Source organism: Stieleria bergensis, assembly GCA_007745635.1.
Lineage (GTDB): Bacteria > Planctomycetota > Planctomycetia > Pirellulales > Pirellulaceae > Stieleria > Stieleria bergensis.
On record CP036272.1, the window covers coordinates 4,825,059 to 4,842,374 of the forward strand.

The following is a 17,316-nucleotide window of genomic DNA, read 5'->3' on the forward strand; positions in this document are numbered from 1 at the left end:
CTCTACGACACAGGAACAGCTGGATCGGACCAACGAGAGGTCAATCTCATTCCCGACGTGGTGATGGTCAGCGTTGCCACGCATGTTCTTCTGCACGTTCCCTGGCCATCCAAAGCCGAATTCGCGATGTTCAGTGCTTTTGATCAGTGACAATTAGCGTTCCTTCATTTCTTATTGCGGAGATCGTTGACGATCAACCGCTTCCATTCCAGTTCGCCTTTTTTGCCGAAGTTGATCAGGTAACCGACTTGCTTTCGCGTGATTCGCAAATAGTTAAACAGTTGTGCCTCATGGTCAGTACAAAGCTCCTTCAGAGCCTTGATCTCAACAACCACTTCACCGAAAACAACCAGGTCAGGTCGATATTTCGGTGGCAACAAGTGCCCCTTGAAAAACACTTCCAGCTCCGCTTGCGCGATAAATGGAATGCCTCTCAGTCGAAGTTCAACTTCCAATGCCGCCTGATAGATCTGCTCGGCCATGCCGTATCCAAGTACGTTGTACACCTCGAATGCAGCGCCCATCAAATCGTAACCCTGCTGTTTTAGCATCGCTTCGCCCGGTCGAATGTAAGAACGCTAATCTCCACTCATCGCACACTAACCCTTGTCATGTCATTTGAAAACCTGACAGCACCCAATTCGCGATGTCCAGCGCTTTCGATCAGTGACAATTAGCGTTCCTTCATGCTCGGCCAGCCGCTACTCACATTGCATTCGGGAGTGCTTGAAGAGACAATGACTGCTGTACGCGGCGCGTTTTGTTTGCCAAGATCACAGTTCACGTTTGCTGGCAAGCTGCGGCAATCCGATTCACAACCACTGATTCAGCTCCGACTGAATGAAGGAACATTGAGCCATGGACGCAACCAGATCAGCATGCCTGCGATGGTGTTGTTTGGCGTTGCTTGTCTTCACTGGAGTCGCGAACTCAGAGGAGACTGCATCTAAACCACACTTGCGTGAAGTCATTGTCAGTCACACGGACGAAAACGGCGTTCTTCAGCTTTATCGCATGAAAGAGGATGGATCGGACAGCCGGCAATTGACAGATGGCAAGCCTCACTGTGTGCAACCGTCATGCTCAGCGGATGGGCAGAAAATCGTTTTCGTGCAACGGAGCCATCAGGGCATGGCGATTTGGCTCTGCGACACAGAGGGCAAACACGCTAAAGAGCTCATCCGGTCCGAGAGAATCCTGTTGCCCTCGTGGTTACCTGACTCGAAACACATTGTTTGGATGAGTGCTGGGGCGGGACAGAAAAATCAAGACCCTGCCAGCAACAGCCAGCTCCGCATCATGAACACCAAAACCGGTGAATCGCGCAGGTTGTTCAGTGACCCGGAGCAAATTCGGTTCAATAACGCGATGCCTTCAATCTCTCTTGACGGCACACAGGTGGCCTTTGTTTCCGACCGAAGCGGAACGTTTCGAATTTGGGTGAGCCAACTTGACGGAAGTGACGCCAAACTGGTTTCACCAACGCCGAGGGAACAGGACGAGATTCTGAAACTACCCCTCGAGCAAAAAGTTCCTGCCTGGTCACCTGACGGCAAGTGGATTGCTCACTGGGAGGGCGTGGAGATGATTCACATGAGCCAGTTTACCGGACTCAACAACCCGAAACGGGACCAACAGATCGCTGCGACGTTCCATGTCTGGGTGGTTGGCAGCGATGGAAAAAACAAACGCAAGGTCGGGCGCGGAGATGACCCCACGTGGTCCCCCGATGGATTTGTGACACGAGCTTTTCCGGACCCACAACGAGGCGGCCCCAAGGTCATGGTCGAAACGAAATCCGGGGAACGGGAATTGCCAATCGTGCCTCGCAAACGGAACTGGGGGCGATTCACTTGGTTGCCATAAAACGCAACACCCCGACTGGAAAATCAAACTAGCTCGTCGCATGCCATTACCGTGAGCCGTTTCTCGTTTGAATGCCACCATTAATGCACAACCGTCAACGCCGTGGCCAAGGCAGTTCTCGTGCCGCAATACCGCACCGGGTCCTGGAACCTCATGCTCCCACCGACGTTTCGGACTCAACGCAGGGTAAAGCATGGCCGGCGGATGAAGTGACGGTTTCAAAAGACATGAGAACGCTGGTGGTTGGCCTTTTCAAGACGCTGAACCACGAAAGACACAAGACGCTCGAAAACAAATAGAACATCGTCCGCTGTTCTTTTCGGTTCCAGTATTGGGGACGCATCGTCGATGGCTGAAAGACTCTTTAAAGACGAAAGCGACAAATTGATGGGAGCGATGTCTGAGGTTTACAAAGAGATTGGCTGTGGCTTCCTTGAACCGGCCTAACAGGAATGCGTTGAGCGCGAACTTACTGAACAAAAAATCCCGTTTCTCCCGCAAACGCAACTGACGCTGAACGACAAACACCACAAACTGAAATCACGATACTTCCCGGATTTCATTTGCTACGAGAAAATCATTCTGGAACTCAAAGCCGTGAAAGAAATTACTCATGAGCACCGGGCACAAGTCCACAACTACTTAAAGGCAAGCGGGCACCGTCTCGGACTCATCGCAAACTTTGGCCACTACCCAAAATTGCAACATGAACAAATCGTGCGATGGCAAATTTGCGAGGAGGAATGGACCACCAAGCACACGAAAAGCCGGTCGGTTCGCATTTCGTGTCGTTGGTGCCTTTCGTGGTTCCCCAACAAGCCGTCAGCCATAAACGGACTGTTGCCAACTGAGACGCCGATACGTGAGTGCGAACGACCGCACCTGACACAGTCTGTTCGGACCTTATTCAGTGGGCAAAATTAAATCGCACATCTCTGCCAGACTGTCGACAATGTGAGTTGGCCCAGCGGCAGTTAGCTGCTCACGGGTCTGAGCCCCAGTGGTCACGCCCAGCGTCATGCCGCATCCAGCGTTTTTGCCTTCCTCGATATCAATGGCGGAATCACCAATCTTGGCGACGTTTTCACCCGACGCGATGCTGGTCTGTTGCATTGCCAAGTGAATCATATCCGGTGCGGGACGGCCGTTTCCGACATCGCTGGCAGTCACCAAACCATCGATGTCCTGGCCCACAACCCAGCCGATTTTCGCGATCAACTGTTCCGCCGTCGCACGGTCGTACCCCGTGTTCAGAACAACCTTCACGCCCTGCTGGCGCAGTTTTGCAAACACTTCCGATGCACCTGGCTGCTCCCTGACATCCAGCGATTCGTAGGCAGCCGCCAGCCGCAATTTGAAGTCCGCAAAAATCGTCGCGACCTCTTCATCGGCCGGAACGTTACCACCGAGAGCCATCACATCACGGATCGCCTGGGACTTTTCCTTCCCTGCCCCGGCTGCCTGAACCTGCTGCTGGGAGAACTGATGCCCGGCGGCATTGATCGCCGCTCGGACCGTCTTGTAGACCACGTTGTCTTCGTCAACGGTGGTCCCCGCTATGTCTAACACTAGAAGTTCAATCATTGGAGTTCCTTTAGCCTCTCTGTTCTAAGAAGACGCACAATACCGTGGCTTCGCGTTTAAATGGATTGATAATGCGATGAGGAATGTGACTGTCAAAATACAAACAATCACCACTGCGTAGCGCGTGCCTCTGGCCGTCAAACTCAAACTCGATAGATCCTTTCTGAACCATCAAAAACTCTTCGCCTTGATGAGACAAAGCTTCCTTGCGAGCAACTCCAGCAGGAATCGTCAGCAGGAACGGATCCATCGAGCGATTGGGCCGCTTGTGCGCCAACGACTGATAAACGGTCGTGTTGGCCGGGCTGTTCTCTCGCTGAACCGTTTGTCGTTCCTCTTTAGCGACCTTGACCAAGCGTGGCTTCTGATCAAGCCCCTGGACAAGATCCGAAACGGTCACCCCAAGTGCCGAGGCGATCTGGCCCAGAGCAGGCAACGAAGGTGTGATCCGAAAGTTTTCGACCTTGGAAAGCCAACTTCGTGTCAATCCACTTCGACTTGCCACATCCTCCAGGGTCAGTCGCTGATTCAACCGGTACTCGCGGATCCGCTGAGCAAGTTCAACAAGATTCATGACGGTCCGAGATGGAGATGGAAAGAGAACGGCACTGGCCAAGTGATGGCCCAGTGACGACCGGGGACCTGCCCAAACAGCTACCTGGGCAAAACACGGGCGTTTAGTGCACGGCCTTCGCCAGCGATTGCCTGAAGGCGAAAGTTGATTCTGAGTCAACTTTAGTGTACCCTCATCAACTGATCAACCCGAAGTCCCCCCAGCAAAAACCATCGAACGTTTTCGGAGCATCATCTTGCCCGCCCCCCAAGAGCCCTTGATCGAGTCGCTCCGCGAAGTTGGCGCGGTGCTGGAGTCGCTGCGAGTCGAACGCCCCTTTGTGGTCCTCGACGAAACAGCCTACGCGGCGTCCGGCGCGGACATGGTTCTTGAACCTTTGCTCAGCCAGCGGGCAACGACGCGATTGACGAAGTTTGAAGTGAATCCGAAACTGCAGGATGTTGAGCGCGGCATTGAAGCGTATCGAAACAGCGATGCCGATTTTGTGATCGCCCTTGGTGGCGGAACGGCGATTGACCTCGCCAAACTGATTGGACGGCTCGCTGTGCAATCACACTCGGCTCGTGAGCTTGCCACCGGGCAGGCGACGATTCAAGCGACCGGCCAGCCCTTGATGGCGATTCCAACGACCGCTGGAACGGGCAGCGAAGCGACACACTTTGCGGTCGTTTATGTGGATGGCGAAAAGCACTCGGTGGCGCATCCCAGTCTGCTACCAAACTACGCGGTCGTCGACCCCACTCTGACCGAAAGCCTGCCGCCTGGCATGACTGCTGCCACTGGCCTGGACGCTTTGTGTCAGGCGATTGAATCCATTTGGTCCGTCGCCGCAACAGAGGAATCGCTTCACGATGCCAGCGAAGCGGCCACACTTGCGTTTGCGAATCTTGTACCCGCCACCAACGCTCCCACTCCAGAGGTTCGACAAGCGATGTGCCGGGCGTCTCATCTGGCGGGCAAAGCGATCAACATCACCAAGACCACCGCTCCACACGCGCTGTCCTATGCACTGACATCTCGCTTTGGCGTGCCACATGGACTGGCCGTCGCAGTCACACTGGCACCTCTGTTGGCATTCAACGCGGCAGTCACAAGCGAAGACTGCATGGATCCGCGCGGCGCAACTGCCGTTAGCCAGCGCATTTCAAGAGTGATCAACATTCTGGGCGCCAAGGATGTTCAAACCGCCTGTGCCGTGATCAGCAATCTCCTGTCACAAATTCACTGCCCCGCGCTGCATGAAATCTGCTCGCCCGATGACTTCATGGGCATTGCACAAAGCGCCAACGCCGAGCGACTTTCCAATAACCCACGCCGGGCAACCTGCGATCAGCTGTATGCCGTCTTAAGCACTCCGCTTCACGCAACGCCCCACTGACACCCGCACTTCGCCCGCGGAAGCCTGCAGATGCGACCTCACTAACAGCACCGTTCAGGCCGACCACACCCGCTCCATGGAAAATGTTCTCCGCCGAACACGCTTTCAGAATCAATGCATCAGCGGGCTGGCCGCTGGGCATCACAATCGCAATTTCAACGCAAAGCGGCGAGTCCTGGACCGTCCAGGGCTTTCACGGCACTTGATTAGCGCGGCCCCATGCACTCGTTCGACCAGAAACTGACAATTGCCTGAGTTGATCACCCACACTGGGCGGTGCTTGCGGCACTATACTGAAGGAATTGGGAACCGCTTGTGTTTCCAGCATGGCCAAGTCTTTTCACTTTGAGCCGAACCGTCATTCCACTGCAACGACACAGCACAGGATTTAATCTACCTGACCTGACGGGTCCAACTGACCTGACGGGCCGTGCGTTTGGCTGCGGAAGGCGTGATGGCTCGCCACGCTTCCCTTTTTAGGAACGCCCACTGATGTCCAACTTCAAGTCCATTTTGACACGACGACAACTGCTGCAAACGGGATCCACCTGCGCAGCCGCCGGGCTGGCGGCTCCGGGTGTGTTTGCAGAAATGCTGGAAACGCCACGGTTCACCGAGGGACCGTTTTACCCGGACAAGCTGCCGCTGGACACGGACAACGATCTGCTGATTATCAACGAAAGCCTGACGCCGGCGGTGGGTGAAATCACTCACATCAGCGGACGTGTCTTGAACTCCAGCGGCAATCCAATCCGCAATGCCTTTGTCGAAATTTGGCAAGTCGATAACAACGCGGTCTACTTGCATTCAGGTGACAAGAAAAATCGCGCCAATCAAGACAAGAACTTTCAGGGATACGGTCGGTTCTTGACGGACGCCAAGGGGCACTATTATTTCCGAACCATCAAACCTGTCCCCTATCCAGGACGAACGCCTCACATTCACGTGGGAGTCAGCGTCAACGGCCACCGCATCCTGACCACGCAATTGTTCATCAAGGGTCATGAACTCAACGCCAAAGATGGAGTGCTCAGAAGTGTGCGTGACCCCAAAGCCGTTGAATCAGTGATGGGCGATTTTAAACCCATCAAAGATTCCAAGCTGGGGGAACTGAGCGTGGACTTTGACATGGTCGTTGGCAAGACCGCCTTCGAAGGCGATGACGGTAAGCTCCGAGGCGGAATCGGTCGACCTGAGATCCGCCGGCGACGACGCCCAACGCAGGGCTAATGCTGAGCTAACGCAGGGCTAATGCTGAGCTAACGCAGGGCTAATGCTGAGCTAACGCAGGGTTAATGCTGAGCTAACGCAGGGCGGTCTGAAGATTCGCCCCACACGTTTCGCGTTGTCTCGCGAACAGATGGGACAACGCAGTCACCCTCTGCCAGTCACCCTCTGCCATGAGCAAAGGTTACAGCGGCCAGAAGTGACCTCGGCAGTGCCCAATCGGCCAAAGCGTTCAAAGCGATCTCCACCGATCCTACAGAAACGTCTAGCGGTTCAAACGCAACACCGCCTGGACGGGATAGTGATCCGATGGATAGCGGCCTTCCTCATTGGTGTAATTGATCGACGACTGCAAGGTCACGAAGTCAGGGCTGTGTAGCACCCAATCGATCCGAGAGCCATCGCGATGACCCGTCCAGCGACTGGACGACGCCTCGTCACTCTGCCGAACCGGGTGAGCTGCACGGTAGGAATCGACGAAACCATCCGCTCCAGCACCGGTCAGCGCCTCATACGGTGTTAGATCTTCAGTCGTATTAAAGTCGCCGGTAATGATCACTGGCAGGCCGTCGGCCACAAACTGATCAGCACGTTCTCGAATCAGCTTCGCCGACTCCAATCGCGCTTGCTTGCCGCGGTGATCAAAGTGGGTATTGATAAACACAAGTTGCTTCCCAGCGTCTTGCTTATCACTTAGCTTGACCCATGATGCCATTCTTGGCAGCGAGGAATCCCAGCTCTTGCTGCCAGCGACTTCCGGAGTCTCGCTCAGCCAGAAATGGCCCGCGTCAACGAGATCGAATCGAGACTTCCGATAGAGCAACGGAACAAACTCGCCTTTCTCAGTTCCGTCTTCACGGCCAACGCCGTGGAATCCAAACTCGGGCAACAACTGCTTCAGAAACTGAGCCTGAAACTTCAATACCTCCTGGCCACCGAGCAAATCTGGACCAAACAGTGTGATGGTTTCAGCCACCAAGTAAGATCGTTTGGACCAGCGATTCTCACCGTCGTTTGCCGCTCCATAGCGAATGTTAAAGCTCATGACTTTAACAGGAGCGGCACGATCGGCGGCGGCGCTGGAATCCTGAGCCACACCCACTGCAGCACTGCAGAAAATCCAAGCACAGGCCACGGCAAGCATCACCAGGCGACGGCCAACAACAGCGGAACCCATTCGCATCGAAATCTCCATCACCACGAAACACGAGAGCAACAATCGTTGCTTAAAACAACCACATTCCTTTACACAGCGGTAAAGGATTCCAAGCGGCATTATAACCGCCATGTGGCTTGTATGTTGATTCTCAGGTCGTCCCGATCAGTCCAACCGCAACACCCGAGCGAATCGGTGATCCGCTTGCTCGTACTGAATTCGTAGCGTGCATGCTTCTGAATTCGTAGCGTGCTGTGCTTGCACGCACCAATGGCCCAGAAACAACGCAATTGCAGGCAAATCAGTGGTGCAAGCAAGAGCCCGACCTCGCTTGCCCGTCACATCCGGTGCGACTTGCTGAGTGTGTACCCTACAGAGGCACTTGGCAGATTGCCTATTCATGGCGACAAGCCATGTTGCATACGAAAGCCTCGTTGCCTGCGCGAGAGCATCTGGCGACAAGCATGTCACCAAGCCATCTCGCTAAAACCAGCCCTCACTCGCCATTCATTTAGGAGCATACCGTGGTTCAAGCACTGGAAGTCGTCTCTGCCGGCAAGAATGTTCACGTCAAAGTGACAGGAAAATTGACCAAGGCCGAATATGAAATGTTTTCCCCGTTGGTCGACGAACAGATCAAAGAACATGGAAAGGTTCGCATTCTGTTTGAAATGCATGACTTCCACGGCTGGACCGCGGGAGCCCTTTGGCAAGACATCAAATTCGATTTCAAGCACTGGCACGACATTGAGCGCGTAGCGATCGTTGGCGAATCGAAATGGGAAGCAGGCATGGCAGCGTTTTGCAAGCCCTTCACCACCGCCAAGATTCAGTACTTCGATCACAGCAAGCGGGCAGAGGCGACCAGTTGGATCGAAGCAGAATGACACTGAGGCCATGATTCCAACCGACGACATTTTCCCTTTTCCGGATCAGCCACTGTGGGCTGATCCGGTGATCGCGAGGGGTGCCGACTATTCAGCGATGCGGTAAATGCATTTACCGGCGGGGCTTTCAACCAGATAGAAGACTTCGCCAGATTGGTCTTCACCGAAAGCCAAAACAGAAACGCCCTTAGGCAGCACTTGCACATTCTTGACCGCTTTGCCGGTCTTCTCGTCGACCTTCAAGGCCCAAACGACGCCGCTGACATAATCAGCGTACAAGTAAGCTCCGTTGAGCTCTGGGATGCGTGAGCTTCGGTAGACCCGGCCACCGGTGATCGAACGACCGATGCGATGATCGTATTGCCAAACCGGATCAATCGGATCGGAAACACCTTCTGGAGCGGTACCATTGCTAAAGCTGTTGGTGCCCTCGCGGGTGCTCCAGCCAAAGTTGCCGCCCTTGGTGATCAGATTGACTTCTTCCCACAGCTCTTGGCCAACGTCACCCAACCAAAGCTTGCCGGTCTTTTTGTCAAACGCCATCCGCCAAGGGTTGCGAATGCCATAGGCGTAGATCTCTGGACGAGCGTTGTCCTGACCAACAAACGGGTTGTCCGCAGGAATCCCATACGGCAATGCAGCCGTTGGAGAATCGACATCGATCCGGAGGACCGAACCGAGCAAGGTGGACAAGTTTTGCCCGTTGCCCGCAGGGTCGTTACGCAACCCTCCGTCCCCTAAACCGATGTACAAGTAACCATCAGGACCGAATTCGATCACGCCACCGTTGTGATTTTTATACGGCTGATCGATGGTCATGATGACCCGTTCGCTGCTGGGATCAGCAGCATTCGAATCATCGTCACTGACGGTAAACTCGCTGAGAATCGACCGAGTTTTCTGTGCGTCGGTGTAATAGACGTAGAACTTGCCGTTCTTTTTGTATTCAGGGTGCATCGCGAGCCCGAGCAAACCTTCCTCGTTCGCACCGCGACTCGAAAAGTTCTGGACCTTTTCTTGCAAGTCCAAGAACAGATGGCTTTCGGTGACATCGGCTTTGTTTTCGAACGTCCAAATCTCGCCGGATTGCGCGGCGGCAAACAAGCGATTGGTTCCATCGTTCGCATACGTCAGTTCCATCAAGCGCAACTTGCGGATGCGTCCCTCGTCGTCGACCCCTTCCCAGCCTTCCCACTTAAGAGCAGGAAACGCGAGCTGCCCGTTCATTTCCAGGTTGCCATCGATGGGCTGTGGAACGCTGCCGTCTTCGGCAATGCGGCGAACTTTGATGTTACGAAAGCTGACCAGGTTGCCATGATCTTGTAGACAGATGTGTCCTTCGGTGGCTTCACCAAAGCCTTTGAACTTGGCGAACTTGCTCTTCGCGACACGTTCTTTCCAGTCCTTGCTGCCCTTGCTGAAGGTGTAATAGCGAACACCGTTGACACAAACTTCGCAGCCTTGTGGCGCGATGCGCAGATAGATCTGATTCCATTGACCGGCAGGACGGATGGCATCAACGATCGAACCATCCGGATTCTTGCCGGGCTTGTACAGCTGATACAACCAGCCGGCAAGCTGTGGATCATGGCCGTCAACATTGTCTTGGATCTGAATCTCTGGCCCGCTTCGCCACGGAGTTGAATTGTCCTCGGTGACGTGGAACATCAAGCCACTATTGCCTTCGGGACTGATTTTGAAGTCCAGCAGCAATTCGAAGGCGCCAAACGTTTCTTTACTGATGATGTCGCCAGCGCCGCCTTTGTAACGCACCAACGCACCGTCATCGACTTTCCAGCCATCGCTGACTGAGTCTTTTTGGTAGTTACGCCAGCCGTCAAACGTCTTGCCATCAAACAACAGTTTCCATCCGCTGCGACTTTCAGCTTCACTCAATTCGTTGACGCCCGTTTCGGCGATCGCAAAGGAAGGAACACTGGTTGCGGTCACCAGCGCAGCAAGCGCCAACGCCGATCGCAACAGTGACTGAGAGAGTTTCATATCAAGTTGTCCACTTTATAAAAGGCCATCGGGAAGGGGGAACAAGAAGAAACGTAATGTCCGATGAAGACGGCGTCCAAACAGACAGTCCGCTGGCGCGAACCCAGCAAAAATCAGTCAAATCAAGCGGCCTGTTCTTCCAGCACCTGTTTCTCTTGAGCTCCACAGTATCCTTGATGCGGACCACCGTCACAACGACCCGACCAAAGAAACCAGCCGCGAATGGAGAATTTGCCCGACCATGCGACAGACTTTGGCTGGACACAAGGCAGGCACACAGCGCCCTATGCGTGACGCAGAGAGTTTGCAGAGGCCGCCTGCCGAATCACTGCAGCCGAATCACTGCAGCCGAATCACTGCAGCCAGCTTACAGTCGCCAGAGCGATCGCTTACGACCGGGGCCAAGTTGCCCACTCAGCGACGACCTCGCAGATCACGCGGCACAACGTCAGCAGGTCTTCATCGTCGATCACCAAGGGCGGCGTCGTGTAGATACAGTCCCCAAACGGGCGCAGCCACACACCGCGATCGATGAATGCCTGCCGCAACCGATCGAGATGCACGAGCTTGTCCACTTGAATCGCACCGATCGCCCCCTTCACGCGCACCTCGACCACCGGGTCCAGATCAGCACAACAAGCCAACTGCTGCTGCAGTGTGCGTTCGATCTCAGTCACGCGGCGCAGCACGCCACCATCTCGGAAGAGCTGCAGCGATGCGTTGGCTGCCGCGCAGGCCAGTGGGTTGGCCATGAAGGTTGGCCCGTGCATGAGAGCGGCGGCAGGATCATCACACCAAAAGGCTGCGAAGACTTCTTCTGTCGCAACGGTAGCCGCCATTCCGACCATGCCCGCAGTCAGCGCTTTCCCTAGACAAATGATGTCTGGAACAATGTCGGCTTGCTCGATCGCAAACATCGTCCCCGTTCGACCAAACCCGGTGGCAAGCTCGTCGGCAACCAGCAGAATTCCATCGCGTTTGCAAAGTTCAGCAATGCCACGCAAGACATCGGCTGAGTGAAACCGCATGCCGCCGGCACCTTGAACCAGTGGTTCGATAAAGACCGCAGCGATCTGCTGGCCACGCTGCTGCAGTAAGTCTTCAAAGGAACCGAGCGAATCAACGTCTTGTGGTAATGCGACACTGATCTGCTGGAGCAACCCGCCGGCAAAGTGAGCGTGCATGCTGCGATTGGGATCGCAAAGCGACATCGCGCCGGTGGTGTCACCGTGATAGGCATTGGCAAAACTGACAAATCGCGTGCGTCCCGTTTGACCACGGTTGAGGTGATACTGGATGGCCATCTTCATCGCCAGCTCCACCGCCACCGATCCCGAATCAATCAGGAAGACCCGATTCAAGTCCCCCGGCAATAACTCCGCGAGGCCAGCGGCCAATACCGCAGCAGGCTCGTGATGCACGCCACCGAACATGACATGTGACATCCGCTGCAGTTGTTCGGTCATCGCAGCAACGATGTCCGGGTGGCTATAACCATGGCAAGCCGACCACCAGGAAGCCAAACCATCGATCAAGGTTCGCCCGTCGGCCAAGTGCAACCGCACACCCTGGGCGTGTTCAACGGCAACCGGTTGCGGCGCTGTCTTCATTTGGCAGTAGGGCATCCACAAATGATCGCGTCCGGCCAGCTGCCAAGGCGGCAAGGACGTTGCGGCTGAAGCCTGATGTTCAGTCTTGGAAGACAATGATTTGGGATCCGATGGAGTCACAGACAACTGCTCTAAACCGAGAAAGATTGATTCGTGCGCCAGGATTTGTGCACTGGCAAGATCGGTTTCTAAGCTCAGCACCTAACCGTCGCGATCAAACCAGCCACCAAACGCAGCCAAGCCAATGGAGCCCAGATTCGATTCTCGCAGGTATACATCGCCTCCGGGGCTGGGCTGCTGCGTCTTCTAGCATAAAGGACTCGCCGGGCGACTGAACCCCAAGCGGGATGGATTTCCTGACCGACCGGATGTTTGTAAGGCGTGTTTTCAAAAGCGTCCAACAGGCCGCATGAAGGGACATGCGGCTGCACCCCAGACGCTTGGCGGAGGCTTCACCGGAACAGGCAGCCCCCAATCTGACAATCCAAGTGTTTCCATTGGACCAAGCCTCCTGCAGCCGTTTTCCAGCAACCTACAATGCAGCCAACCGGTTCCAAGCCCCACCTCTTGTGAAGAAACCACACACCATGCAATCACGCTTGATATTGATGCGGCATGCTAAAAGCGACCATAGCGACGGCACGCTGTCAGATCACCAGCGGCCTCTCAATGCTCGCGGCCGAGGTGATTGTCCGCCAATGGCAAACTGGCTGGCCGAAAATGAGCTGCAACCCGACCTGGTCTTAAGCTCCAATGCTCTTCGCACCCAACAAACCATTGAACGGATGGCCGATCATTGGCCCGATGAAACCAGGATTATCTATCTGGACGAACTTTACCTATCCAGTCCTGAAACCATGCTACAGTGTTTGCAAGCGCATGCTGGTGATGCCCTGAAAGTGATGATTCTGTGCCATAATCCGGGCGTCTCCATCTTAGCCAGCCAGCTCGCCGGGCAACGGATTGGGATGCCGACAGCAGCCATTGCGGTGTTCGAGGTGGCCGGCCCCCAGCCGGACGTGCAAAGAGTGGAGCCCAGCGCAGTCGCTCCGCAAAACCCGTTGATTGGATTTGGGCCCATGAGCCAGTGTCAGCTCTCCGCCTTGATCACTCCCAAAACGCTGTGACGTTGAAACGGAGGGGGCTCCCGGCATGAGCCTCGCCTGCTGAAACAACGTCACACCAACCGATTCACAAGCGATTCTGATGGCTGATTCCATCGATGATTGACCCGACTGCTCTAACGATCTTGCTGCTTGCCTGGGTGGGGCACTACGGGATCCACTTAGCGTTCTACAATCGGCTCAACTGCTTAGGCTGGCCTCGAAAACGCATTAAACGCATGGTTAAAGCCGCGTTTGCCAACGCGGTCCTGCTGCCACCGCTGGTCCTGGCACTTTATTGGCAACCTCTCTTGGGGATCGTCCAGCAGAGCACCGACTGGGCTCAACTGCCGGTGATTCTTCGAATTTACGGCAGCCTGTGCTTGGCAAGTGTTCCGCTGCTGGGGATTCCTTGGCTGATCTATCGCCCGCTGTTTGGCATCAACCACGTCAAGATCAAAGTCAGGGGACGTCTATTGGATGCGCGCGATCATTGCTCGGAAAAACTGCCTCGCAATGGGTTCGCCAACTGGGTAACGGGCTTGCCGCTCAATCAAGTGCTGAAGCTGTCCGTCGAAGAAATCGAGCTACCCGTTGCCGGATTGCCAGAGGCACTCGATGGCTACCGCATTGCACATCTCAGTGACATCCACCTAACCGGTGACATTGATTGGCCCTATTCGCGGCTAGCGATGGAGCAAGCGCTGTCTGCCGCGCCAGACATGTTTGCCTTAACCGGAGACATCGTTGACTGCCAAGAAACGATTCAGTGGCTACCCAAGATCTTTGGCGATGCCAGTGCGCGCGATGGGTGTTACTTCGTCCTTGGCAACCACGACACACGTGTTTCGCATCCTGATGAAGTCCGTCAACAAATGGAAACGCTCGGCTGGCAAGACCTTGGCAAGTCGGCCACCTGCGTTGACTTGCGTGACGTCCCCAGTTTGCTGGCTGGCAATGAGTCTCCCTGGTTCCCGCGTGTCGAGATCGACCAGTTCCCGCGTGTCGAGATCGACCAAGCACAGCGAGAGCGTGTAAAGTTTCGGCTGCTGTTAAGCCATAGCCCGGACCAAATCCGCTGGGCTCGCCAACATGCCTTCACGCTGATGCTGGCCGGACACACTCACGGCGGCCAGGGGAGACTGCCGCTGGTCGGGCCGCTGCTCAGCCCCAGTGTTCACGGCAGTCGCTTTGCATCGGGTTCGTTTTACCTAGCCCCGACAACCATGCAGGTCTCACGCGGTTTGCACGGCAATCACCTGATGCGAATCAACTGCCCACCGCAAGTCGCACTGTTAACACTGCGGACACCAAGCGGCAAACGCACCTAACAGGTTGGATCACTTTCGAACCTCACCGGACAATCGGCAGCGTTTCAGGACACGCCGAGGAAGAAATCCGCCAGCGTTCCAACCGCCTCTTGTGCGCTAAAGTCAAGCAAAACACGGGACTTCGACCGCAAGCAGCCAGCAGCCCCAAGCAAGCGAAGAAGCTTCGCAGAAGGTTTTCTGGAATTTCTTCTCAAAGCCAGTTGACGAAGAACGTGATGGCCGCAACAATCCCGCCCACACAAATGACAAACGTTGCTTCAAAACAACTCTGTCCCGCGTGTAACCGATCATTGACAATTTGGTGGTGAATTATTTGTTGAGTTCAGCAGTAGCGAGATCGCTTTGCTGGAGTGTTAACTCACTTCAGCGAAAAATGGCGAATCGCTGGGCCGCGTAACCGATGCGGCCCGGAGCAGAATTAAGCTTTCGGTTTTAACTTTGATTTCTCCAGCCATCGCTTCGGCGGCGGTTGTGAATCGATACAAAATTGAAGGGTTTGATCCTGGCTCAGAATGAACGTTGGCGGCGTGGATTAGGCATGCAAGTCGTGCGAGAAGTCAATTAGCTTGCTAAGAGACGGACAGCGGCGAAAGGGAGAGTAACGCGTGGTTACGTACCCAGAGGACCAGGATAGCGTTGGGAAACCGGCAGTAATACTGGATAATATCTTTGGATCAAATGGTGTGATTCCGCCTGTGGATCGGACCGCGTACTATTAGCTTGTTGGTGGGGTAATGGCCTACCAAGGCTGCGATGGTTACCGGGTGTGAGAGCATGGCCCGGCTCACTGGGACTGAGACACTGCCCAGACACCTACGGGTGGCTGCAGTCGAGAATCTTCGGCAATGGACGAAAGTCTGACCGAGCGACGCCGCGTGCGGGATGAAGGCCTTCGGGTTGTAAACCGCTGTCAGTTGGGAGGAAAGGCCTGTGAAGAGCAGGCCCTGACCGATCTTCAGAGGAAGGACGGGCTAAGTTCGTGCCAGCAGCCGCGGTAAGACGAACCGTCCAAACGTTATTCGGTATCACTGGGCTTAAAGCGTGCGTAGGCGGCCTGGCAGGTGAGATGTGAAAGCCCACGGCTCAACCGTGGAATTGCGTTTCAAACCGTCAGGCTTGAGGAAGACAGGGGTGTCGGGAACTTATGGTGGAGCGGTGAAATGCGTTGATATCATAGGGAACACCGGTGGCGAAGGCGCGACACTGGGTCTTTACTGACGCTGAGGCACGAAAGCTAGGGTAGCGAACGGGATTAGATACCCCGGTAGTCCTAGCCGTAAACGATGAACACTGGGTTGAGGGGACTTCCACATCCTCTCGGCCGTAGCGAAAGCGTTAAGTGTTCCGCCTGGGGAGTATGGTCGCAAGGCTGAAACTCAAAGGAATTGACGGGGGCTCACACAAGCGGTGGAGGATGTGGCTTAATTCGAGGATACGCGAAGAACCTTATCCTAGATTTGACATGCTTGAGAGTCTCTATGAAAGTAGAGAGTGCCCTTCGGGGAGCTCTTGCACAGGTGCTGCATGGCTGTCGTCAGCTCGTGTCGTGAGATGTCGGGTTAAGTCCCTTAACGAGCGAAACCCTTATCTCTAGTTGCCAGCGGGTAATGCCGGGGACTCTAGAGAGACTGCCGGTGTCAAACCGGAGGAAGGTGGGGATGACGTCAAGTCCTCATGGCCTTTATGTCTAGGGCTGCACACGTCCTACAATGGCACGGACAAAGAGAAGCAAAGCCGCGAGGTGGAGCAAATCCCAAAAACCGTGCCTCAGTTCGGATTGCAGGCTGCAACTCGCCTGCATGAAGCCGGAATCGCTAGTAATCGTAGGTCAGCATACTACGGTGAATGTGTTCCTGAGCCTTGTACACACCGCCCGTCAAGCCACGAAAGTTGGGAGGGCCCGAAGTCGCTGAGCGTACAGTTTACTGACGCAGGCGCCTAAGGTCAGCTCGACGATTGGGACTAAGTCGTAACAAGGTAGCCGTAGGGGAACCTGCGGCTGGATCACCTCCTTTCTAAGGATTCTTAGAATAGGGAGACACTGGTGACAGAGTCTTCCGAATCCGTGGAAGTGATCTCGCAACTCGACTCAACAACGAAGTTTACTTCAGATTCACCACCAAACATCACGAAAGCCCGCTTTGGATCGTCGCCTTCCAAAGCGGGTTTTTTCGTGCGCGCTTCGAAGCGCCAAAAAATGCCACGCCCCATCACTCGCCCACCGATCCCTCCCGCAAACGCGAGGGTGTTGCTGATGGAAAAATTCGTTGACTGCACTCTCCCGCTTGCGGGAGGCTGTTGTTGATCGGAGAACCGTCGGCCATTCGTTGACTGAACTCTCCCGCTTGCGGGAGAGTGTTGCTGATCGGAGAGCCGTTGGCCATTCGTTGATTGAACTCTCCCGCTTGCGGGAGAGTCGAGCCTAAGCGAGGTGAGGGTGAAGTGGTTGGCAACGCCAACCGCAAACAGCCACAACGGAAGTCACGGTAGGAACGGCCGTTTCCGGCCGCCCCCCGCACAGATCCGTACTTGAGTGTTGTCTCATACGGCTCCTGCCTTGATTCGGGCGCGAAATCGTTGATCTGGATACGGGTGGCGT

At 55.1% G+C, this 17,316-nt stretch carries 13 protein-coding genes, 1 rRNA gene and 1 pseudogene; 9 read left to right on the forward strand and 6 right to left on the reverse strand.

The genetic code is table 11. The features are described from left to right. Positions 1–164 precede the first annotated feature (164 nt). The gene (locus SV7mr_RS17060) at positions 165–551 is read right to left on the reverse strand and encodes a GxxExxY protein (protein ID WP_145274857.1); all 387 of its coding nucleotides are present in this window, start codon (positions 549–551) and stop codon (positions 165–167) included. Positions 552–737: 186 nt separating this feature from the next. Between SV7mr_RS17060 and SV7mr_RS25535 the strand changes: the two genes are divergently transcribed. From SV7mr_RS25535 to SV7mr_RS17070, 3 genes and pseudogenes are all read left to right on the forward strand, one after another. Further along, positions 738–950, forward strand: coding sequence for a hypothetical protein (locus tag SV7mr_RS25535; protein WP_419188514.1), 213 nt, complete (start codon positions 738–740; stop codon positions 948–950). 64 nt (positions 951–1,014) lie between these two features. Next, positions 1,015–1,866 carry a TolB family protein gene (locus tag SV7mr_RS17065; protein WP_419188480.1) on the forward strand — a complete coding sequence of 284 codons (852 nt, stop codon included), beginning with the start codon at positions 1,015–1,017 and terminating at the stop codon, positions 1,864–1,866. A gap of 459 nt (positions 1,867–2,325) precedes the next feature. Further along, a pseudogene (locus SV7mr_RS17070) lies at positions 2,326–2,790 on the forward strand (GxxExxY protein); the annotation flags it as partial. Here the strand turns inward: SV7mr_RS17070 and SV7mr_RS17075 are convergent. Together SV7mr_RS17075 and SV7mr_RS17080 are read right to left on the reverse strand one after the other, a co-directional pair. Next, positions 2,770–3,450, reverse strand: a complete 681-nt coding sequence (locus SV7mr_RS17075) for a phosphonatase-like hydrolase (RefSeq protein WP_145274863.1) — start codon at positions 3,448–3,450, stop codon at positions 2,770–2,772. The pseudogene SV7mr_RS17070 and the gene SV7mr_RS17075 sit on opposite strands and share 21 nt — an antisense overlap. A gap of 10 nt (positions 3,451–3,460) precedes the next feature. After that, positions 3,461–4,024 carry a helix-turn-helix domain-containing protein gene (locus tag SV7mr_RS17080; protein ID WP_145274866.1) on the reverse strand — a complete coding sequence of 188 codons (564 nt, stop codon included), beginning with the start codon at positions 4,022–4,024 and terminating at the stop codon, positions 3,461–3,463. Positions 4,025–4,259: 235 nt separating this feature from the next. Between SV7mr_RS17080 and SV7mr_RS17085 the strand changes: the two genes are divergently transcribed. Beyond that, positions 4,260–5,402: a phosphonoacetaldehyde reductase gene (locus SV7mr_RS17085; RefSeq protein ID WP_419187518.1), complete on the forward strand. Its 1,143-nt coding sequence runs from the start codon at positions 4,260–4,262 to the stop codon at positions 5,400–5,402. Between the two features lie 492 nt (positions 5,403–5,894). Beyond that, positions 5,895–6,632: a dioxygenase family protein gene (locus SV7mr_RS17090; RefSeq protein WP_145274872.1), complete on the forward strand. Its 738-nt coding sequence runs from the start codon at positions 5,895–5,897 to the stop codon at positions 6,630–6,632. Between the two features lie 262 nt (positions 6,633–6,894). On the opposite strand, the gene SV7mr_RS17095 is transcribed toward SV7mr_RS17090, so the two are convergent. Beyond that, positions 6,895–7,812 carry an endonuclease/exonuclease/phosphatase family protein gene (locus SV7mr_RS17095; protein ID WP_419187519.1) on the reverse strand — a complete coding sequence of 306 codons (918 nt, stop codon included), beginning with the start codon at positions 7,810–7,812 and terminating at the stop codon, positions 6,895–6,897. Positions 7,813–8,309: 497 nt separating this feature from the next. Here SV7mr_RS17095 and SV7mr_RS17100 point away from each other — a divergent pair, with 497 nt between their 5' ends. Then, the gene (locus tag SV7mr_RS17100; RefSeq protein WP_145274875.1) at positions 8,310–8,672 is read left to right on the forward strand and encodes a SpoIIAA family protein; all 363 of its coding nucleotides are present in this window, start codon (positions 8,310–8,312) and stop codon (positions 8,670–8,672) included. A gap of 87 nt (positions 8,673–8,759) precedes the next feature. Here the strand turns inward: SV7mr_RS17100 and SV7mr_RS17105 are convergent, their stop codons facing one another. After that, positions 8,760–10,673 carry a PQQ-dependent sugar dehydrogenase gene (locus tag SV7mr_RS17105; protein WP_145274878.1) on the reverse strand — a complete coding sequence of 638 codons (1,914 nt, stop codon included), beginning with the start codon at positions 10,671–10,673 and terminating at the stop codon, positions 8,760–8,762. Between the two features lie 389 nt (positions 10,674–11,062). Further along, on the reverse strand, positions 11,063–12,484 hold the full coding sequence (locus SV7mr_RS17110) for an adenosylmethionine--8-amino-7-oxononanoate transaminase (RefSeq protein ID WP_473163648.1): 1,422 nt from the start codon (positions 12,482–12,484) through the stop codon (positions 11,063–11,065). A gap of 218 nt (positions 12,485–12,702) precedes the next feature. Here SV7mr_RS17110 and SV7mr_RS17115 point away from each other — a divergent pair, with 218 nt between their 5' ends. The 3 genes from SV7mr_RS17115 to SV7mr_RS17125 all read left to right on the forward strand — a co-directional run bounded on the left by SV7mr_RS17115 (position 12,703) and on the right by SV7mr_RS17125 (position 16,732). Continuing rightward, positions 12,703–13,410: a SixA phosphatase family protein gene (locus SV7mr_RS17115; protein WP_145274881.1), complete on the forward strand. Its 708-nt coding sequence runs from the start codon at positions 12,703–12,705 to the stop codon at positions 13,408–13,410. Between the two features lie 95 nt (positions 13,411–13,505). Beyond that, on the forward strand, positions 13,506–14,717 hold the full coding sequence (locus tag SV7mr_RS17120; protein WP_145274884.1) for a metallophosphoesterase: 1,212 nt from the start codon (positions 13,506–13,508) through the stop codon (positions 14,715–14,717). Positions 14,718–15,201: 484 nt separating this feature from the next. Beyond that, positions 15,202–16,732, forward strand: a 16S ribosomal RNA gene (locus SV7mr_RS17125). The last annotated feature ends 584 nt before the right edge of the window (positions 16,733–17,316 follow it).